The sequence below is a fragment of the Actinomyces sp. genome (genome assembly GCF_030524025.1).
Classification (GTDB): Bacteria; Actinomycetota; Actinomycetes; order Actinomycetales; family Actinomycetaceae; genus Actinomyces.
On the sequence record NZ_JAUNHI010000016.1, the window covers coordinates 31257 to 52445 of the forward strand.

The 21189-nt window shown below is 69.4% G+C and carries 15 protein-coding genes; 12 read left to right on the forward strand and 3 right to left on the reverse strand.

Features of this window, described 5'->3' with window-relative positions; all coding sequences use genetic code 11:
- Window positions 1-133 precede the first annotated feature (133 nt).
- From Q4C85_RS07520 to Q4C85_RS07535, 4 genes are all read left to right on the forward strand, one after another.
- Window positions 134-526 carry a hypothetical protein gene (locus Q4C85_RS07520; RefSeq protein WP_303141011.1) on the forward strand — a complete coding sequence of 131 codons (393 nt, stop codon included), beginning with the start codon at window positions 134-136 and terminating at the stop codon, window positions 524-526.
- Window positions 519-4418 (forward strand): DISARM system helicase DrmA, encoded by a 3900-nt coding sequence (gene drmA / locus Q4C85_RS07525; RefSeq protein WP_303141013.1) that lies wholly within the window; start codon window positions 519-521, stop codon window positions 4416-4418. Before Q4C85_RS07520 ends, drmA begins: the two co-directional genes overlap by 8 nt.
- Window positions 4415-6553, forward strand: a complete 2139-nt coding sequence (drmB, locus tag Q4C85_RS07530) for a DUF1998 domain-containing protein (RefSeq protein WP_303141015.1) — start codon at window positions 4415-4417, stop codon at window positions 6551-6553. The genes drmA and drmB overlap by 4 nt, the downstream gene beginning before the upstream one ends.
- A 331-nt stretch (window positions 6554-6884) precedes the next feature.
- Entirely contained in the window at window positions 6885-7442 is a 558-nt protein-coding gene (locus Q4C85_RS07535) for a phospholipase D-like domain-containing protein (protein WP_303141033.1), read from the forward strand.
- 863 nt (window positions 7443-8305) lie between these two features.
- On the opposite strand, the gene Q4C85_RS07540 is transcribed toward Q4C85_RS07535, so the two are convergent.
- The 3 genes from Q4C85_RS07540 to Q4C85_RS07550 all read right to left on the reverse strand — a co-directional run bounded on the left by Q4C85_RS07540 (window position 8306) and on the right by Q4C85_RS07550 (window position 10633).
- Window positions 8306-9091, reverse strand: coding sequence for a DUF1801 domain-containing protein (locus tag Q4C85_RS07540; protein ID WP_303141016.1), 786 nt, complete (start codon window positions 9089-9091; stop codon window positions 8306-8308).
- A 259-nt stretch (window positions 9092-9350) separates the two neighbouring features.
- Window positions 9351-9857, reverse strand: a complete 507-nt coding sequence (locus Q4C85_RS07545; protein ID WP_303141018.1) for a hypothetical protein — start codon at window positions 9855-9857, stop codon at window positions 9351-9353.
- A 299-nt stretch (window positions 9858-10156) separates the two neighbouring features.
- Window positions 10157-10633 (reverse strand): DUF6318 family protein, encoded by a 477-nt coding sequence (locus tag Q4C85_RS07550; RefSeq protein WP_303141019.1) that lies wholly within the window; start codon window positions 10631-10633, stop codon window positions 10157-10159.
- A 16-nt stretch (window positions 10634-10649) separates the two neighbouring features.
- Between Q4C85_RS07550 and Q4C85_RS07555 the strand changes: the two genes are divergently transcribed.
- From Q4C85_RS07555 to Q4C85_RS07590, 8 genes are all read left to right on the forward strand, one after another.
- Window positions 10650-10910 carry a hypothetical protein gene (locus tag Q4C85_RS07555; RefSeq protein WP_303141021.1) on the forward strand — a complete coding sequence of 87 codons (261 nt, stop codon included), beginning with the start codon at window positions 10650-10652 and terminating at the stop codon, window positions 10908-10910.
- Window positions 10911-11639: 729 nt separating this feature from the next.
- Complete coding sequence (locus Q4C85_RS07560) at window positions 11640-13523, forward strand: ribonucleoside triphosphate reductase (protein ID WP_303141034.1); 1884 nt, start codon at window positions 11640-11642, stop codon at window positions 13521-13523.
- Window positions 13524-13529: 6 nt separating this feature from the next.
- Window positions 13530-14312, forward strand: a complete 783-nt coding sequence (locus tag Q4C85_RS07565; protein ID WP_303141023.1) for an anaerobic ribonucleoside-triphosphate reductase activating protein — start codon at window positions 13530-13532, stop codon at window positions 14310-14312.
- 466 nt (window positions 14313-14778) lie between these two features.
- Window positions 14779-15423 carry a helix-turn-helix transcriptional regulator gene (locus tag Q4C85_RS07570; protein WP_303141025.1) on the forward strand — a complete coding sequence of 215 codons (645 nt, stop codon included), beginning with the start codon at window positions 14779-14781 and terminating at the stop codon, window positions 15421-15423.
- 23 nt (window positions 15424-15446) lie between these two features.
- Window positions 15447-16163, forward strand: a complete 717-nt coding sequence (locus Q4C85_RS07575; protein ID WP_303141035.1) for an ABC transporter ATP-binding protein — start codon at window positions 15447-15449, stop codon at window positions 16161-16163.
- Window positions 16160-19084 carry an FtsX-like permease family protein gene (locus Q4C85_RS07580; protein ID WP_303141027.1) on the forward strand — a complete coding sequence of 975 codons (2925 nt, stop codon included), beginning with the start codon at window positions 16160-16162 and terminating at the stop codon, window positions 19082-19084. Before Q4C85_RS07575 ends, Q4C85_RS07580 begins: the two co-directional genes overlap by 4 nt.
- 186 nt (window positions 19085-19270) lie before the next feature.
- A complete protein-coding gene (locus Q4C85_RS07585; RefSeq protein ID WP_303141028.1) occupies window positions 19271-20221 on the forward strand; it encodes a pseudouridine-5'-phosphate glycosidase in 951 nt (316 codons plus the stop codon).
- A partial coding sequence (locus tag Q4C85_RS07590; protein ID WP_303141029.1) for a carbohydrate kinase family protein occupies window positions 20221-21189 on the forward strand: 969 nt, incomplete at its 3' end. The genes Q4C85_RS07585 and Q4C85_RS07590, both read left to right, overlap by 1 nt.

Genomic DNA, 21189 nt, shown 5'->3' on the forward strand with positions numbered 1-21189 from the left:
CATGCAAGCCATGCTTTCGTCCAGCCTTCATCAAAGTTGGACTATTAAGTATGGGACTACTCGCACTGGCGATCCAACATATACTCCGAAGACTGTTTTCGAGACCTTCCCGCGACCGGAGCCCACCGTCGATATGGAAGCAATAGGCCGCACTTTGGATGTGGAGCGCCGGGAGATCATGCTGCGCCGAGACCTCGGCCTCACCAAGCTCTACAACCTTGTCAATGACCCGGGCCTCGAGTCTGGCGTGGATCCGGATGTCGACCGGCTGCGGGAGATCCACCGCGAGCTCGACGAGACCCTGGCCGCCGCCTACGGCTGGGAGGACATTGACCTCGACCATGGCGTCCACACCTACCGGAAGATGACCCGCTGGACCATCTCCCCGGCCGCCCGCGTCGAGATCCTCGACCGACTGCTCGAGGAGAACCACCGCCGTGCCGCCGCCCAGGCGGCCACCACCACAGCACAGCCACGTGGGAAGCGCGGCCCCCGACCGGTCCAAGAGGAGACCCTCGATGTCTAAGACCACGCCCCCCGCCAGCCCGGGCGCCCCCGGCACCACGCCCCACGACGGCACGGCCTACCTCTTTGAGGAGGAGCCCGGCCCCACCTCGGTGTCCGCTCGCGCCGGCCTCCTTGATGTTCTGCGTCGCGAGCTCCTTGGCCCCGCCGAGGGCGACACCGAGGTTCTCGCCGTCCAGCCCAGCCAGCGCTACCTCCTCGGGCGCATTGCCCCCACCCGCCTCCAGGACCTCCGGGAGGAGACAGGGGCCGAGATGATGGCGGACGAGGAGGGCGTCGATCCTCTCGACGCCCTGGCCTCTACCGGCGTCCCCGTCACCGGCACGGAAACGGAGACCATGGACGCCTCCGCCGAGGAGGACCTCGGTGGGGACACCGACGACGAGCCCGTCCGCCGCGGCCTCATGATTCCCGCCTCGATGGGCCTGCGCTTCCAGGTCCCCACCGACTTCGAGGCGCTCACCATCCACGTCAGCTGGGGCACTTATGAGCCCGTGAGCAGCCCCACTGACACAGGTGGCGACAGCGGCGTTTCCCAGGACCCCGGCTCGTCCTCCGGACCCCAGTACCGGCGTGTCCCCCACGACCACAGCCTCCGCCTGGAACCCGCCACCCTCAAACTTGGCCGCACCGTAGACTGCATCCTCGACGGAGACGTCACCCTCCGCATCGACTCCTACCTCGATGAGCCCGCGGGCCGGTACCTCATTGAGCTCGCTCTGTGCAACGACCGGACCACCCCCAGGCGCATTCCCACCGAGGCCTGGATGTTCCAGACCCGTATCGATGTTGACGCGGGCGGCCGTGCCGTCTTCCTCCCCGTCCACGACCCCACCCACCCACCCGCCCCAGGCGCTGCGGCGAGACACGACCCCGGCAGCGAGGAGGCCCGCCTTGACCTCCAGTACCGCGACCGGCTCGAGTTCGCCGTCGGCCGCACCTGCTCGGCCGACTGGAGCCTGTCGCCCACCCTCCCCGGAGAGGACCCGCCCCGCCGCGCCGTCCAGGTCCGCACCACCTGGATCCCCACCGTCGAGACGCCCCACACCCGCGCGGCGGAGGTCCCCGACGCCCTCCTCGACATGCGCGCCCTGGCCACCGCGGCAACCACCCCGAAGGGCTCCGGGGCGCTGCGGGCCGCCCTCGCACCCATCGTCAGTGCCTACCGCATCTGGCTGGACGAGCAAGGCGTGGCTGCCGCAGCCCTCCCTGAGCACCTGCGGGACACCGCCGAGGAGGCCCTCGCCGAGGCCCACCAGGTCCTGGACCAACTGGCTGAGGGGCTCGCCCACCTCACCGCCGACACCCCGGACGGGGCGGAGGCACGCCGCTGCTTCGCGTTCATGAACAGGGTCATGGCCGACCAACGCATCCACTCCCAGATCGCCGCGGCCCGGATGGCTGAACCTGCCCTCAGCGTTGAGAAGGCCGAGGAGAAAGTCCTGGCAGGTGGCTACCCCCACCACTGGCGTGTTTTCCAGCTCGTCTTCATCCTCATGCAGCTGCCAGGCCTCGCTGACCCGGCAGCCGAGCGACGCGCTGGCCCTCTGGCCACCGTCGAGCTTCTCTTCTTCCCCACCGGTGGAGGAAAAACCGAGGCCTACCTTGGGCTGGCCGCCTACGCCTTCGCCATCCGCCGCCGGCAAGGCCTCCTGGACACCCCGGACGGGCCCATCGACGGGCGTGCCGGCGTCACCGTCCTCATGCGCTACACCCTGCGCCTGCTCACCTCCCAACAGTTCCAGCGCGCCACGACCCTCGTGTGCGCTGCCGAGCTCGCCCGCCGCGAGGACCCGGAGACCTGGGGAACTGAGCCCTTCCGCATCGGCCTGTGGGTCGGCACGGCCGTCTCCCCCAAACGCGTGAGGGAGGCCGACGAGGCGCTCCAACGCCTGCGCGACCGGCCCGGCGGCGGCGCCGGCCACCGCTTCTCCGCCCTCCAGCTCGGCCACTGCCCCTGGTGCGGACTGCCTCTGACCCCCAACGACGTGACCGTGGGGGACGTTGCCGGGATGGCTGAGCGCGTCGTCGTGCGCTGCCCTGACCCCTACGGCGAGTGCCCCTTCTCCGCTGGCGACGACAACGTCCCCGACGGGCTGCCGGTCCTGACCACCGACGAGGAGATCTACCGGCTCGTACCCGCTTTTGTCATCGCCACCGTCGACAAGCTCGCCCGGCTCGCCCGCGAGGGCCACGCTGCCACCCTCTTCGGGCACGTCGCCCGCCACTGTGGGCATCACGGCTACGTCCCCGGACTCGACCACCGCGGTCGCTCGGACTACACCGGCTGCACCCTGGCCGACAACGGGCGCCACCATGCCAAGGGAAACCTGCCCGCCGCCACTGTCCGCCCCGCCACGAGGCTCCGACCGCCGGACCTCATCATCCAAGACGAGCTCCACCTCATCACCGGCGCGCTGGGTACCACGGTCGGCCTGTTCGAAACCGCCGTCGACGCCATGTGCGCCTGGAAGGCGCCCGATGGCCGCCCCGCAGCGCCGCTGATCGTCGCCTCCTCGGCCACCGTCCGCAAGGCCGCCGACCAGGTCCGACTCCTCTACGGCCGCGATGTCACCATCTTCCCGCCCCAGGTCCTCGACGCCTCCGACACCTTCTTCTCCCGATCAGTCCCCATCGACCGCACGCACCCGGGGCGCCTCTACGTGGGCCTGTCCACCACCGGGGTGCGACTGACCAACGCCGAGATCCAGGTCACGCAGGTCCTCATGGCTGGCGCCCAGCTCCTCCTGGACCGTGTCGGCGCGCCGGCCGACCCCTACATGACCCTCGTCGGCTACTTCTCAGCCACCCGTGAGCTGGCCGGCATGGCCCGCTACATCCAGGACGACATTCAGACGGGCCTGGCCAGGCCGGGCCGCGACTCCCGCCTGCCGCGCCGCCGAGGCACGGACTTCGGTGCCCTGCACCTGGGTGAGCTGACCTCCCGGGTCTCCTCCGCGGACATCACCACGACCCTCGACCGCATGGCCCTCACCTTCGACCCCGACATCGACTCCACCGCCGCCAAGGACGCGGCGGCGGCTGCGACCCGCTCCGGGACGAACGTTGATCGGCGGCAGGCATCCGCCAACCCCTATGACGTCGTCCTGGCGACCTCCATGCTCCAGGTCGGGGTCGACGTCTCCCGGCTCGGCCTCATGCTCGTTGTCGGCCAGCCCAAGAACACCGCCGAGTACATCCAGGCCACCTCCCGGGTTGGCCGTGACATGGCCAACCGCCCTGGGCTCGTCGTCACGCTCGGCAACTGGTCGCGACCCCGGGACCTCGCGCACTACGAGCAGTTCTGCCACTTCCACGAGACCTTCTACGCACGCGTCGAGCCGCTGTCGGTCACGCCCTTCTCCATCACGGCCGTCGACCGCGGCCTCGACGGGACCCTCGTCGCCGCATCTCGCGTCATCCAGGCCAGCACCCCCAACGGCCTCAACCCCGAGCACAACGCCGGCAAGGTCCTCACGCAAGACGCCGCCCTCAAGGCACTGTCCAGCGCACTGATTGAGCGCATCACCGCGGCCGGCGGTGAGGACGCAGCCCGGTACGCGGAGCAGCGGCTCGAGGCTCGACGGAGCGAGTGGAAGCGCCGGAAGGATAAGGTCACCAGTCGGGGTGGCGGGCTCGTCTACGAGCGCGGCGCCGACGACGAACGTTTCTTCGCCCTCCTGCGCTCGGCCGAGTCCAGCGGTGGTCACGCGCCCCGGGGAGACGAGGCGCCGTTCGTCGTCGCCGGTTCCATGCGGGAGGTCCAGCCCGAGATCAATCTGCTCGTCTCACCCGACCCCACCCGCCTCATCGACCGCGCCATGGAGGCCGCCCCACCGTGGCAGCGCCAGGAGCCGGGAGACACCGACGAGACCGAGCAGGAGAAGCGATGAGTCAGGACATCACTGCGCCGACGGGAACCGGCGCCGCTGAACCCGAGGACGAGCTCGCCGTCGTCGACCCTCTGGGCGACGGTGAACGCCTCACCGCCGAGCAGGCCAAGAAGAACTACGCGAAGGTCGGCTCCGCGCGGCCGACGACGCTGCTGTACACCTACGGGCCGGGCGCTGTCATCGACCTCCCGCACTTCACCATCATGCCCGCCGGCCTGGACGACTGGGAGCACATCTGGCGGCGCCGGTCATCCGACCCCATTCCTGTCCATGCCCCGCGCCTGTTGGAAACCGTTCAGCTCATGCTCGGCCACCAGGTTGCTGAGCTACGGCCCTTCCCCTGGCAGCCCACCCGGCCGGGGCGCCACCGGGAGGGGGACGACCTGGGTGTGCCGGCGCGGGTCTTCCCCCAGTGGCTTCGCTGCACCGGCTGCGACCTGCTCGCCCCGCTGAGGCGTTTCGTCAGGGGCTACTCCAACACCCACCCCTACCGCCCCGACCAGGCTGTTTTCGAGCACCTCGAGTGCCCCGGGCGCCATCAGCGGCGAGGCGGCTCGCGCTCCGCAAGTCCGGCGAGCAGGAGACGGGGGCGGCGTTGCTCCCCCTGCGTGCCCGCGCGCTACTTGCTGGCCTGCCCTCTGGGCCATCTCGACGAGTTCCCCTACGACTGGTGGGTCCACGACGGGGCGCATTGCACCAAGGCCGAGAACCCCGAGCTCGAGATGCGAGACACCTCCCAGCGCGGTGCCACCGCCATCATTGTCTGCCGGGCCTGCCAGAGCCGGCGACCCATGGCTCAGGCCCAGGGCGAGGAGGGGCGCCGTCGGCTCCCTCGCTGCCGCGGCCGCCATCCCCACCTTGGCGTCTTCGACCCTCAGGGGTGCCAGGCCGAGCCGAGAGTCATGCTGATCGGCGCCTCCAACCTCTGGTTCGCCACCACCCAGTCCATCATCGACATGCCTCGACTGGATGATGCCGAGGTCAGGCGGGACGAGGTGGCGGCGCTGAGTAGAGCACTGGGCGAGGACCGCGCAGAGGTGGGGCAGGACGTGAGGATGGCCCGCCTGCTTCTCAAGCGTGGCGACGCCGAAGCCATACGGCTCTCCAAGCTCAGCAATACCAAGCTGGGCGAGTTGTTGCGCCAGCTCGCGGCTCCGGTCGAGAGTGAGGAGGACCGCCTGCGCCGTCGCGAGGACTGGAACCCGGTGGACCTCCTCGTGCCCGAGTGGAACTACCTCCAGAACGACCCGCCAGGTGACCACCATGAGGAATCCGCCAGCGGCCTCGTTGTCTCGCCTCGTCAGCTCGGTGCGGTGCCCGACGAGATCAAGCGGGTCCTCGCCGTCGACCGGCTGCGCAAGGTCAACGCTGTCCTCGGCTTCACCCGCATCGACGACTTCGACCGCATTGATGACTCAGGCGCCCGGCTCGTGCCCCTGGCACGAGGCGGCAGGCCCACGTGGGTGCCTGCGACCGTGGACCATGGCGAGGGGATCTACCTCCAGCTCGACGAGAATGAGGTGTCCACCTGGGAGAAGCGGGTGCTCGACAGCACGCTGTGGGAGGCGCACCGGGCTGCTCACAGGCGCAACGTCGAACGCCGGTACTCCGAGACGGCCAAGGTGATCGATCCCGATGAGCGTTTCGTCCCGCCACGCTACTGGCTCGTCCACACCCTCGCCCACGCACTCATTCGTGAGATGGCCATGTCCTCGGGCTATGGTGCCGCCTCCATCTCTGAGCGCATCTATGCCTGGACCAAGACCCCGTCCCGTCCGCCAGCCGCGGGCATGCTGCTGACGACGACCGCGTCGGACTCAGACGGGACGCTCGGCGGGCTCGTGTCTTTGTCTCAACCTGACCGCCTCGCAGACGTGGTCGACGCCGCTCTTACAGGCATGATGCGCTGCTCCTCTGATCCGGTGTGTGCCCGGCGGGTGCCACAGGACCCCGAGGACTTTCTCCACGGCGCAGCCTGCCACTGTTGCACGATGGCCTCGGAGACCTCCTGTGAACGGGCGAACCGCTTCCTTGACCGCCGCTTCGTTGTCCCACTGCCTGGGGAGTGTACGGTCGACAGCAACACATTCCCATCGGCCGGTCTCGCGTTCTTCAGCGGCGTGCGGACCTCCTGAGCAACAGTGGTGGGAGATGACGCGCAGTACGGAAGAGTCACTACGGGCGCTTGGTGCATTCCTTACCGGCACGGAGGCTGAAGGAATTGGCGCGCGGCTGGCAGCCGGTGCCACCCTGAGCCAGGCGCTGTCCGTGGTACCTGCCGCCCGTCGGGCCCAAGCCCGGCGGCTTATGGCGGATGCCGGGCTTGGGCCACCGACGAGGGAGAAAAGCGTTGCCTTACTCACCGCTGTTGCTGGCGCAGCGAGCCGAATGAGGAGCATCTCGCCCGTGTGGACCGCGCCCCCGGGGCTCCTCGGTGGGGGCGCCCTGACGGGCGACGTCTTCGCCATGGTCAAAGGAGCCGCCACCTCCGTTGTCTGCGCCACCTACAACCTCCAACCGACCTCGGTGCTATGGAAGGCGATGGTGTTCCTGGCGCAGGAGCGGCCAGGGGTGGCGGTGCGTCTGTACGTCGACACGCAGGCTGCTGACGGGAGGTTCGCGGGTGCTGGCAGATCCCGGCGGACGCCAGGGCTCCGGCCTGGGGCCCGAGGAGGACGGCAGGCCGGGGGTCGGGGCGGGCGGCAGGCTGGTGGTATGGGCGCTGGGGTGGCGGCGTCGCGAGGCTCGGCACTCAGCACCGGAGACATGGCTCGTGGCCTTACTGGGGCGGTTGTCATGCGGACCCGCGCACCCCGGCAGGGTGAGCGACCGGTGACGAGTCACGCGAAGTTCCTCAGCGTCGACCACCGATACCTGCTGGTGGGCAGCGCCAACTTTTCCCGCAGCGCCGAGGAGCGCAACGTCGAGCTCGGTCTGCGCGTGGACGACCCTGCCCTGGCGGCCAGCGTCGAGAAGCAGATGCGGGACCTCGAGGCCAACGTGTATGAGCGGGTGATGCCTTGAGGTCTCAGGTCCTTGGCGGTGCCTGGTTGGTGTCAGGTGTGGGAAGGTCAGGAGCCTAGTCACCGTTGAGGCCCCCGAATTCGTGTCGTACCCCTGGTGCACCATGGGTGTCTGGCTGGCCAGAGCGGGTAGCCAGGGACGCGGAGAGGGGCATCATGAATTCCATGGACGCCACGGCGGGCGACGGTCATGTACAGATGCAGGTTGAAGGGAACAGCTATGGCTCTGTGACGGTGGGAAATGGGGTCGCTGTCACTGGGGTCGTGAACGGAGGGGTAACAATCCGCTCTGGTCCGGATCGCGAGGGTCAAGTGCATAGATTTGATATTGCGAGAAAGGTGAGGATTCCTGTATTTGCAGAGGCTGTCGGAGCTATTTCTGGCGTCATTTCGATCATCGGATTCGTGTTGGGGGCGAGCTCTCTTGGTGAGAGCTTAAAAGCCGTCTTGTCGGTGCGAGGGTGGGTTGATCCAGCCCATTCTGTTCGCATCTTTATCGGCACGCTCTTTATAGTGCTCTCCGTCTATATTCTCGTGCTAGGCGTGAGGTGCTGTAGCTTTCTTCGAAAGAATATTTTACACCTCCCAAAGCGCTGGTACCTTCCGGCGTGTGCCGGAATTCGAAATGAGCGCGGACGGACGTTTCCCTATTTATTGAAACTATCTCTCAAGTGTCCGAAGTGTGCTAACCGAAATCTTCGCTTCAAGCGAGTTCAGGACGGAAATTTATGGATTCCGATGGCCGTGTGCACGCGACATGGAAGCCACTCACTTCCCGTGGACATTTCTGACAATGACTTCGATAGGTCGTTGCCGCGATAGTTCGAGCGTGCCCACGCATCGGCTCGGGCGCCGTCACCGAGGCTACCCGTCCTTCCCCGGCTGCCCGTCGCCCATCAGGGAGGCGACCGCCCGCTTCAGCAGCGCCGTCGGCAGTTCGGTGTCGAGGCCGAACCACAAGGTCCCCTTGCCGCGCGCCCATGGGGCCAGTTCGGCGCGCAGGTTCTCGTCGGCCGGCAGGGGGTAGAGCGCCACGTGGTCGGTCCATCCCCACACGAACACCTTGGCTGCCCTGCTTCCTCCCGGCATCCGGTAGCCGATGATCCCGTAACTGACGACCTCCTCGGCGTGGGGCGCGACGTGTCGCACGAGATCACGGAGCGCGTCGAGGCCGGGTCGAGCCGCCAGGGGGACAGAGGCCAGGTAGTCGGCCACGCAGCGCAGGTGTGTCCGGGCCAGCGCTCCTTGCCGGTTCCGCGGTGGGGGCACGTGTTCCCAGAACGAGCGCGTGACAAGCTCGCGCAGGACCTGCTCGTCCGCATCGGTCAGGTGCGTCAGGTAGAGGCAGCTCTTGCCGGCCCGGTGCCGGCCGAGGCGGCCCATGAGCTGGGTGTCCGCAAGCAGCGCCGGCGACAGGTACACCGTGACAGCGGCCTTCCGCGGGCTGAAGGCTGCTGCGGGCACGACCCCCTCAGTGCCGCCCGCGGTCCGGTAGGGCGCGGAGCCGAAACCGATGATGCTCGGCCCCCACATGACGGGCTCGTCGCCGGTGATATCCCGCATGAGCGCGATCAGCTCGCGGGCCTCGGCGGCACGACGCGCGGGGACGGTCGCCAGGAAGTCGTCGACCGGGACGTGCGTGGACTCCATCAGGCCTCCTCGGGGCTGTGTCTCGTCGGGCGGGATCGGCGGGCGGGCTCGGCGGGCGGTTCGTGGCGTGACCCGCGTCTGCTCCGTAGGTACGGTATCCGCGCCTGGGCGGTCAGCGCTCCCATCGACACGGCGGGGTCGGGGTGCCTCATTCGACTCCCACCCCCTCGACGACGCTGCCGATCCACCGCCGTCGTCCGCGCAGCCCGTCACCCCCGCCGTCATGAGGAGCGCGCACGCGAGCGCGCCCGCCCACGTGTTAGTGCTCCTTGGCCTCTTCGGCGTCGTCGGTCAAGTAGGTGACGGTGCGTACGAGGTCGAAGGGTGTGGTGCTGCTCGTCGTCGTGATCGTGCCGGAGACCTCCTGGGTTTCGCCGCCCTCGGATGTGAACGTCGCTTCCCAGGTTGTCGTCACCGAAATGATCACGCCCTCCCGGGTGCCGGTGTAATCGTGGTACACGGTGTGGTTGGGGTAGGGGGCGCCGGGGTCAGTGGTCGTCGTGGCGGTGCCGTCGCCCCACCGCCACCGGTACGAGACCGGGGTGGCCTCCACGGTGACCGCCCTGCCGGCAATCGTTGTGGTCAGCGTTCGCGGCTCGGGGCTGGTATAGACGATGACGATCTTGTCCACCCGCGCCTCGGGCCCCGGCGGCTGGCGCCAGGCCCCCGACCCGTCGACCAGCAGCCGGGCGACGTCCGTCCCGGTCATCGTCACCGGCACATCGGCAGGCAGCGACTCCGGAGCGTCCACGCAGGTCGCGAACATCCTCGTCTGACCTTCGGCGCCGACCTGCCTGGTCATCAGCAGTTGGCCGTCGCGACACAGCCCACTGCCCGACCGATACGACACTGACTCAGCATCGCCCGAGCCGCCCGTACCAGGATCAGCGGATCTTTGTTCAGGGACAGGGATGGATCTTGTTTCTGTCAACGTGACGATGTCGTCAGAGCCAAATGCGGTGATATCCTCATTCGATGAGGCGCCAAAAGCTGGCGCCTGCCAAGGTGAACTACTCAAGAGAATAACTATAAGGGACGCCGCTACTGCGGCGGGGTTGGGGTGTCTCATTCGACTTTCGCCCCCTCGACGACCCAGTGATCGCCCTGCCAACGAAGTTGGACATCGATGCTGACGTCGCGTGCATCAACATTCGATGTGGTGATGGGGATCCCGTCGTACGACTTGTGTGCAGGGGCGAAGAACCGTGTCTGGACGACATATCGCTCTGGATCGGCGGGGTCGGTTCCATAGGACACTATCGTGATCTCAGGCGTCCACGGCTCGACCCATCCTTCGTCGTCGTGGATTTCTCTGACTCCCTCAGCAACTGAACTGCAGAAGTCGCACTCGTCTTCGCTCATCTCCTCCCAGGTCGTCAGATCCCCGGTAGCAAAAACATAAGGATACAGTTGCAGGAAGTAGCCGGCGGCCTGGGAGGCGCCGTAGGGGGACTGCTCGTTCATCCCGTCGACTGTGGCGGGCTCGGGGGTGGCCAGCGCGGCGTCGCGCAGGGCCTGCTCATCATCCGACAGGGGTGGCATCCACGAGGGCCTGCCGGTGCCCGATGGCTGGCTGGACGGGGTCGTCGCTCCGGAGGCGGAGGAGGTCGCCGTCGCCGAGACGCTGGCGGTTCGCGCCTTCGTGGTGGCGGCTGCCGATCCGCCGCCGTCGTCCGCGCAGCCCGTCACCCCCGCCGTCGTCACGAGTAGCGCGCACGCGAGCGCGCCCGCCCATCGCCGGGGACTCGCCTTGCACGTCATGGACCAGGACATCGGACCACCGCCATCGGAGATCAGGGCGAAGCAGGGACGCGCCTGAAGTGCGATACCGCTCCTCAGACACCCCAACATTACCCCACATGTGTCCCTGGGCGCCAGACCCCATGTCCTCTGTGGAGCACGACTCCCGGTCCGGGGCGGCCGAGCCCGGCGCCGGCCATCTGGGCCGCCGGGCTCGACGAGGGACCTGCGGGAAGTGACACCACACTAAAAGACGCACCCAGCCGCGCGAGTACGTCAAGGCCACCCAGCCCCACGCTGCCCCGAGCCCCGAGCCGATCTGCCACGAAGCACCCGCCCCAGGGCGCTTCTGCTCCCGGCCGTGCCAGATCTATCGATCTCGAGGGGTCACATGTCCCGATCTCACGGCGTCATATGAGCATTTCTCGTCGGGCCGCCGCGCCGCCGGGCCGCCGGGACCCGGCGACGCCGGGCCCGGACGCCGACCCGGACACGCCGGGCCGCCAACCGAATGCGTGCCGCGCCGTCGTCGAGGGCCCGAGCAAGCCACGACATCCCGCTGAAAACCTGTCCCTATGACCTTGACAGGTGTCGCCTAGACCACAAGATGTGGGGGCGCTTTGGAAGAAATACCCCAAGATCATGTGTTGATCGAGTAGTGTCAGCCGCGGCGCCGTCGCCCGAGCCCTGGTCCGGACGCGGTGCCGCCCCGACAACCGCCCACGACCCACCGGAGACCGCCGTGTCCGACCGCACGCCTGATGCCGCACCGACCGCCACCCACCTCGCAGCCGCCCACCCCGAGCTTATCGCCCGAGGATCGGCCGACTCCGCCGTCGCCCACGGCTCGCGCCCCATGGTCGACGCCGTCTCCACGATCACCGAGTACCTCGACCGCTCCGACTGGCGCGTCAACGCCAACGCCAACCAGGGCTACTCCCTGGGCGGGATGATGCTCAACACCTCCGGGAAGGTCGTGGCCAACTACTGGCTCAGCCAGGTCTACCCGCAGGCCGCGGGGCAGGCCCACCGCGAGGGCGACATCCACATCCACGACCTGGACATGTTCGCCGGGTACTGCGCCGGCTGGTCGCTCAAGAACCTCCTCCAGCAGGGCCTGGGCGGCATCCCCGGCAAGATCTCCTCGGGGCCGCCCAAGCACTTCTCCTCCGCCGTCGGCCAGATCGTCAACTTCCTGGGCACCCTCCAGAACGAGTGGGCCGGCGCCCAGGCCTTCTCCTCCTTCGACACCTACATGGCCCCCTTCGTGCGGCTGGACGCCATGACCTACGAGCAGGTCCTCCAGTGCATGCAGGAGCTCATCTTCAACCTCAACGTCCCCTCCCGCTGGGGCACCCAGACACCCTTCACCAACCTCACCTTCGACTGGACCTGCCCGGCAGACCTGGCCGAGGAGCACCCCCTCATCGGCGACGAGCTGTGCGACTTCACCTACGGGGACCTCGAGGAGGAGATGGCGCTGATCAACCGCGCCTTCATGGAGGTGATGGCCGCCGGTGACGCCGACGGACGCGTCTTCACCTTCCCCATCCCGACTTACAACATCACCAAGGACTTCGACTGGGACTCCGAGGGCGCCGACCGCCTGTTCGCCATGACCGCGAAGTACGGCCTGCCCTACTTCCAGAACTTCATCAACTCCGAGCTCGACCCCGGCATGATCCGCTCGATGTGCTGCCGCCTCCAGCTCGACCTGCGCGAGCTCCTCAAGCGCGGCAACGGCCTGTTCGGCTCGGCCGAGCAGACCGGATCGGTCGGGGTGGTCACCGTCAACATGGCGCGCCTGGGGTACCTGCACACCGGCGACGAGACCGGTCTCCTTGAGGCCCTCGACCCGCTCCTGGAGCTGGGCAAGGAGACCCTGGAGCTCAAGCGCGCCGTCATCCAGCACCACATCGACGCCGGCCTGTTCCCCTACACCCGGCGCTGGCTGGGCACCCTGGAGAACCACTTCTCGACCCTGGGCGTCAACGGCATGAACGAGATGGTCCGCAACTTCACCGCCGACGCCTACGACCTGACCGACCCGCGCGGGCACGACCTGTGCGCCAGGGTCCTCGACCACGTCCGCGACACGATGGTGCGCTTCCAGGAGGAGACCGGCCACCTGTACAACCTCGAGGCCACACCCGCCGAGGGCACGACCTACCGCTTCGCCAAGGAGGACCGCAAGCGCTTCCCCGGCATCATCCAGGCCGGCACCGACTCCAACCCGTACTACACGAACTCCTCCCAGCTGCCCGTCGGCCACACCCCCGACCCCTTCCTGGCTCAGGAGATGCAGGAGGAGCTCCAGACCAAGTACACCGGCGGCACCGTCCTCCACCTGTACATGAACGAGCGCGTCTCCTCGGCCACGGCCTGCAAGGAGCTCGTGCGCCGGTCCCTGACCGCCTTCCGCACCCCCTACATCACGATCACGCCGACCTTCTCCATCTGCCCCACCCACGGCTACCTGCCCGGGGAGCACGAGACCTGCGAGAAGTGCGCCGCGCTGCACCCCCAGGCCGAGCCGGTGGAGTGCGAGGTGTGGACGCGGGTCATGGGCTACTTCCGCCCGGTGCGCTCCTTCAACATTGGCAAGCAGGGGGAGTACGCCGAGCGGACCATGTTCACCGAGGGCGCCGCTGCCAGCCACGGCCCGGTCGTCTCCCGCCTGGTCGGAGCCTGAGCGGCCATGGCGGTCCGGCACGACGACGGTGGTGCGGGGCGGCGCAACGTGGCGGGCCCGCTGAGCCGTCCCGCCGACGACCTTGTCATCGCCGGGCTCGTCCCCCTGTCGACGGTCGACTGGCCGGATCGCCTCGCGGCCAGTGTCTTCTGCCAGGGCTGCCCCTGGAGCTGCTTCTACTGCCACAACCGGGCGCTCATCCCCACGCGGGTGCCGGGCCTGGTCGACTGGTGGGAGGTGCGCGACCTGCTGGCGCGCCGCCGGGGCCTGCTCGACGGCGTCGTGTTCACCGGCGGGGAGGCGCTGCGTCAAGACGCCCTGGCCGACGCCGCCGCCGAGGTCAAGGAGATGGGCTTCGACGTCGGGCTGCACACGGCCGGCTGCTACCCGGGGCGGCTGGGGGACATGGTCCGGCGCGGGCTGGTCGACTGGGTGGGGCTCGACCTCAAAGCGCTGCCCGAGCACTACGAGGCGGTCGTCGGCGCCCCCGGTGGCGCCAAGGCCTGGCAGGCCCTGGGTGTCCTTGTTGACGCGCAGGCCCGCGGCGGGCCGGCCTTCGAGGTGCGCACGACGGTCGTGCCCGGGGACGTCACGGCGGCCGATGCGCTCGCGGTCGCCCGCCGGGCGCAGGCCGCGGGTGCGCGGGCCTTCGCCCTCCAGCAGGCGCGCGCCGAGGGGACGAGCCGGGCCTTCCCGGTGACCGCCCCGGGCTGGGACGCCGAGTGCGCGCGCCTCGCCGAGGCGATCGAGGCCCTGGGCTGGGAGGCGTTCACCTACCGGGCGGCGTGAGGAAGCGGCTCGGCTCCGGGCGCACTCCGGTGGTTGGGGCCGACCAGTCAGGAGTGGATGATCGCCAGGCTCCCCGGCGGCCACGAGCCACGCGGCCGTGCGCCTGGCCGCCGCCGCCGTCAACAACGTCACGACCTCATACACCTAGGCCACAAGCACGCGGCCTGACACACCAACAACACACCGTCCGAAAAACACCCAGCACTCCAGTCAGCAGCCGGCGGCCCGCAAGACCCCCATAGCGCAGGGCAGGCCGGTGACGCCGGTGGCCTCCATCAACCAGCCCGGCATTACGGTCCGGGCCCATGCGGTGGCTACCCACCGCTAAAGGCCGGTGTCACCGAGCCGACGACGGCAGCCGCCCACCACCGGACAGCAGCGCCCAGTTGCTTGACTGCCGTCTCAACGGAATGGATACTGAGTATCCATTACCCGGTAAGTAGTTAGCGGTTGCTCGGGAGGCTTCATGTCCATCAAGCACGCCCTGCTCGCCTTGCTGTCCGCGGGTGATGCCGGCACCTACCAGCTCCGCAAGGACTTCGAAGCCTCGACCGGCTCGACCTGGCCGCTCAACATCGGCCAGGTCTCCACAACACTGGGGCGCCTGGAGCGTGACGGCCTCGTCACACGGCAAGACATCGCTCCTGCTGGCAGTACTCCTGCCCGAGCCGGGTCGACCTCCGGCGGCTCCGAGGTCGTCGCCTGGTCACTGACCGAGGCCGGCCGAGACTCGCTCGCACGCTGGTGGTCGACTCCTGTCGTGCGCCGCCACCCCGGGCGTGACGAACTCATCATCAAGCTCGCCCTGGCCGCCACCGCGCCGGGTGTTAAGGTGTGTGACCTCATTCAATGTCAGCGACAAGCAGGCCAGGCCGCCCTGCACGAGATCACCCTGGCCCGCCGCGCCGCCACCGAGGACCTCGTGTCCTGCCTCATCTTGGACCACCACGTCTACACCCTGGAGGCAGAGCTGCCGTGGCTCGATGACGTCGAGGGCCGTCTGACTCGAGCCCGCCACCGCGCGGTGGGTGCGGACGGCTCCGCTCCCGCCGTGGGACGTGTCGCCGATCGTCACGCTACCGCGCAACCCGCCGCCGGGAGCCTGGCATGAGCGCCGCCGGGCACATCCTGACCATGGAGTCCATTACCCGCATCCACCGTGAGGGCCCGCATGCTGTCACTGCCCTGCAGGACATCGACCTGGCCCTGCGCCCGGGTGAGTTCGTCGCCGTCATGGGACCGTCGGGCTCGGGCAAGTCCACGCTGCTCAACCTCGCCGGTGCCCTGGACACGCCCACCTCCGGGCGGATCCTGGTCGAGGGCTCAGAGCTCGCGGGCCTGAGCCCCACCCAACGAGCCGACCTACGGCGCCGGTCCATCGGCTTCGTCTTCCAGGACTTCAACCTTCTGCCATCCCTGACCGCCGTCGAGAACGTCGCCTTCCCTCTGGAGCTCGACGGCGCACCCACCGCCACCGCGCGCGCCCAGGCGCTGGAAGCCCTTGACGGCGTCGGCGTCGCCGACCTCGCCGACCGCTTCCCCGACGATGTCTCCGGCGGGCAGGCCCAGCGGATCGCCATTGCCCGCGCCCTCATCGGACCCCGCCGCCTCCTCCTGGCCGACGAGCCCACGGGCTCCCTCGACTCGGTCGCTGGATCCGAGGTCATGTCCGTCCTGCGTCAGCGGGCTGACGACGGCGCCGCCGTCATGCTCGTGACCCATGAGCCCCGCTTCGCCGCCTGGGCCGACCGGACAGTCTTCCTGCGCGATGGGCGCATGGTCGGGGCATCAGCGGCCGAGGACCCCGCGGTGCTCCTGGCGTCCCCGGGCGGCTACAGGGCCCAGGGATGATGAGGCGCCGTCTGAGCGCCTTGCGCCCGATCATCCGCCTGGCCCACCGTGACGCCGTTCGCCACCGTCTGCGCACCATGAGCGCCATCCTCCTCATCGCCCTGCCGGTGGCGGCCGTCAGCGGCCTCCTGGTCGCCATGGAGACGCAACGCTCGGACCTGCCCGACCGGCAGGCTGCCCTGGAGTCCATTCCCCATGGCGCTCAGGCCGTGGTCACTGGCACAGCAGTCCACCCGGAAGGCTCACCGTTGAGTCAACGGCCGGAAGGGCTTGTCGGCTGGATAGACGACCCCGACGTCGTGCCGGTGGACGCCAAGGATGTCGCCGGACTTGTGCCCGCCGCCGATGAGGTCCACCAGTACTGGACCACCGGCACGCTGCTGGCAACCACAGGCATCGACTCCGAGCCCGGGCGGATCGACGCTGTGGACACGGACACGGGCGCGGGCACGGGCACGGGCACTGCCGGCCTCGTCGGCGTCGAGACAACCGGTGTCGCCACCATGACCCTCACCGAGGCCGACACCGACGCCCTTGAGCTCCTGCTCCCGGCAGGCGGCAGACTCCTCCGCGGCGCCGCACCGGCCGACAACGCCGACATCGTCATCACCAGTGCCGTGGCCGAGCGCACCGGCGCCGACGTCGGCGACGAGATCACCGTCATCGCACCGCCCTTCTCCGGGGTGTACTCCACCGTGGGTTGGATCAACGAGTTCCTCGCAGGCAGCCAGCGCGGATTCCGGGTCTCCGGCGTGGTCGACTCCGACCAGGACACCGCCTGGGCGCGTACGGACTGGGTCGCAGCGACCGCCCAGGCGGACCCTGCGGGCGTCGACACCCGCTTCCTGGTCACCGGTCCCGAGGCGGTGACCTGGGAGCAGGTCAAGCGCCTCAACTCCCAGATGGCTGTAGTCGTCTCCCGAGAGGTGCTGAGCAACTATCCCTCCGACGCCGAGCTCTACCCGGTGGCCGTTGACCCCGCTGCCGTGGCCCTCCAGGTCGTCATAGTCATGTGTGCGGCGGCCGGCGCCATCAGCCTGCTGCTGGGGATGGTCACGCCGGCACTTGTCGTCGCCGTCGACCAGCAGCGACGCACGCTGGCGCTGGCCGCCGCCACCGGTGTCCGCCCTCGTGACCTGCGCCGCATCCTGACCCTCCAAGGGGTCGGGACGGGAGTGGTCGGCAGCCTGTTGGGCTGGGGCACAGGTGTGGCGGTGGGGGTCGGTGGACTGCGTGCCACCATGCCCGGGCGTCCCGCGATCCTTCCTCCTGCGTGGCAGGCCATCCTCATCGTGGTCCTGTGCGCAGGAGCCGGCTGGCTCGCCACCGCCACGGCTGCACGCCGTGTGTCTCGCACCGACCTTGTAGCCTCCCTCAAGCAGCGGCCCAACCTCGACGGCCGTGTCAAGGCGCGAGGTCGATGGGCGGGTGCTGCCATCGCGCTAGTAGCTGCCGTGGGCTGTGCGCTCGCCTCACTGAGGGCGCCCATCGCGGCACTGGAGGCGGGAGGCTCCTCAGGCACGCCCGGACCGGGTGGCGCTGTGATGGTGCTGATGGCGCTCGCCGTCCTGGCTGCAGCAGTCGGTCTGCTGCTTGCCGTGCCGGTTCTGGTCCGGGCCGCCTCCTCGTGGGCCCACAGGGCGCCGATGGCCCTGCGCCTGGCCCTGCGGGAGGCCGGGCGCAGGCCGGCGCGAACCGCCCCGGTGGTGGGGGTGGTGGCCGTGGTCGTAGCGTTCCTGAGCGCCGGCTGCGTGCTTGTGCCCGCAGGGGCGCAGCACATGGAGGACACGCGGACCAGCCTCGTGGGACCCGGCAATCTGGCCATCGGGGTGGAGGTCCCGGTCAATGACGAGATCGACGCCGCGCTCCTGCGCTCCCAGGCCGCTGCGCTGGCCGGTGCGGGTCTCCCAGTGACAGGGACCCATCCCGTCTACTCCCTGGACCTGAGAGGCGAAGACCGCCGCCTGCTGCACGCGCTGCCCGCCCCCGGGAAAGAGTGCGAGGAGGGTAAGGCGCCGTCCATCGGCTCGGTGCTGGGCCGTTCTGAGGCGGTGTGTGTCGACTCGATCCGTGGCTACACCGCGGGGTACGCGCTTCCATGGTGGCTGGGCGACACCGTACTCGTCCTGAGTGCTGAGACGATGCGTGCCACGGGTGTGCCGGGCGCCGAGCAGGCTGCGCAGATGCTCGAGGAGGGTGGGGTCGTCGTCAACGACGCCACCACGATCGGCGATGACGGAATGGTGACGGTGGCGGTAGCTGGAGCCGACGGGCCTTTGGGGACTGTCGAGGTGGCCGGGTACGCCCTGCCGCGTCTGGCCGCCTCACTGGTCATGACGCCTCAGACCCTGGCGGGTCTGGGAGTCGGCGGAGGTGCGCCGGTCTACGTCGGCGCGATCCTGGAGACATCACGAGACCTGACTCCCGCCGAGGTGTCACGGGCCACGGACATCCTGACGCAGCGAACTGACCTGCTCATGGTCTCGGCCGGCCGGGACGCACAGGCCCACCCGTGGGGTGGGCGGCTGGGTGTGGTCGCCTTCGTGGTGGCAGCGCTCTTCGCGCTGTCGGCGCTGGGGGTCAGTCTTGCTCTCGCGCGCAGCCAGATGCTGCCCGACCTCGTGACAATGCACGCTGTGGGTGCCCGGCCGCCCTTCCTACGGCGCGTCATGGTGGCACACGCGGCGGTCGTCCTGTGCCTGGGGGTGCCCCTGGGTGCGGTGACAGGCTGGTCAGTCGGCGCATACGTGATGGCCTGGTGGCGACGCATCTACCCCGACGGTTTCGCCGCCTGGAGCACAGCGCCGGCGACATGGGGGATGTTGGCCGTGGCGATCGTGATCATTGTGGGCCTCGGACTGGCCGTTGCCCGAGTGGTTGCCCGGCTGCCACGCGACCTGGTGCGCAAGCGTCTGGAGTAGGGCGGTGCCGTGGGCCCCGCCTGACAGGTCCAGGTCCCGCGCTGCCGTATGTCCCGATCTCGAGGTGCCATATGTCCCGATCTCGCGGGGGAGGGGCGGCTCGTCTATGTTGGGCGCCGACAATACCGTCACCACCGACGACACCGTCACCACCGACAGCACCGCCGAGCATGAAGGAGCACCACCATGGTCACCCAGCCCATCCGCGTCAGCGACGAGGTCCGGTCCGCGCTGGCCGATGGCCGCCCGGTCGTGGCCCTGGAGTCAACGATCTTCACCCACGGGCTGCCCCGTCCGCGCAACCTGGAGGTCGCCCTCGAGGGGGAGGCCATCGCCCGCGACAACGGCGCCGTGCCCGCCACGATCGGCGTCTATCGCGGGCAGGCGGTCGTGGGCCTGAGCCCTTCGGAGATCGAGGAGCTCGCCGGCTCCGACGGACTCCTCAAGGCCTCGATCCGCGAGCTGGCCTACGCCCGTGTGCACTCCCTGAGCGCCGGGACGACGATCGCCGCCACCGCCTACCTCGCCAACCGGGTGGGCATCGATGTCTTCGCCACCGGCGGCCTGGGCGGGGTCCACCACGGCGCCTCGACCACCTTCGACGAGTCCGCCGACCTCGTGGCCCTGGCCAAGACCTCCTTCCTCCTCGTGTCCTCGGGGGCCAAGGCCATCCTCGACATCGGCGCGACCCTCGAGCGCTTCGAGACCCTGAGCGTGCCGGTGGTCGGCTACCGGACGAACAACTACCCCGGCTTCTACGTGGCCGACTCGGGCTACACCGTCAACCAGCGCGTCGACACCCCCGAGCAGGCCGCTGACCTCCTGCTCACCCAGCGCGCCCTGGGCATCGAGGCGGGCATCAACTTGGCCAACCCCGTCCCCGTCGACGAGCAGCTCGACACCGAGGGCTTCGACGCCATCCTCGAGCGGGCCTGGGCCGACGCCGAGCGCGACGGCATCAGCGGGCAGGCCACGACCCCCTACCTCCTCGACTACATTCGCCGCGCCACCGATGGGCGCAGCCTGGACGCCAACGTCGCCCTGTACCGCAACAACGTGCGCCTGGCCTCCGCGGTCGCCGGTGCCCTGGCCGCCCGGGCCGCAGAGGCAGCGGGGGCGGCCGGGGAAGAACAGTGATGCTCGCCGTCATTGGGGACATCGTCCAGGACGTCGTCGTCTGGCAGCTCGAGGAGGTCCGGCCGGCCACCGACACCCGCTCGCAGATCCACATCCGGCGCGGAGGCTCAGCGGCCAACGTCGCCGCCTTCGCGGGCCCGCGCACGCCCACGCGCTACATCGGCTGCGTCGGGGACGACCTGGCCGGGCTGGCCCTCACCCGCGACCTTGAGGGCCGTGGCGTTGAGGTGCGCAACCAGGTCCGCGGGACCACCGGGACGATCGTCCTCCAGATCGACCAGCAGGGCGAGCGCACGATGTTCCCCTCCCGCGGTGCCTCCGGCCTGCTCGAGCCGGTCGACCCTGCCCTGCTCGACGACGTCGACCTGCTGCACCTGACGGCCTACTCCCTGTCCACCGACTCGGCCCGACGGGCGGTGCTCGACGCCGCCGAGCAGGTGCACGCCCGCGGCGGCAGGGTGAGCCTGGACGTGTCCAGCGTGGGCCTCATCGAGGAGCTGGGGGCGGGCGCCGTCGCCACCGATCTCGAGGCGATCGCCCCGGAGTTCATCTCGGCCAACCGGGACGAGGCACTCGCCCTGGGCCTGGCCGACGGCGAGGAGCCCGGCCCGCTGCTGGCACGCCTGCCCGGGGCCACCCTCCTGGCGCGCAACGGGGCCCGGGCCACCCGGGTCTTCACCGGTGGGCGCCTGGTGGCCGCCGTGCCGGTCGAGCCGGTCGAGGTCGTCGTCGACCTCACCGGTGCGGGGGACGCCTTCAACGCAGGCTTCCTCGCCTCTCTGCAGGGCGGGGGCCACGACGGCGGGGGTGGCGACTCCGGGGACCAAGACCCCGGGGGCCGAGACTCCGGCCCGCCGGGTCCTGGCCGCGCCGGGGGCCACCGAGCCCGAGGACTGACGGCCGGCAGGGCCGCGCCGGTGCCCCAAGGCCCCGACACGTGGCGGCGAGCCCGGCCACCCCACTGCGGG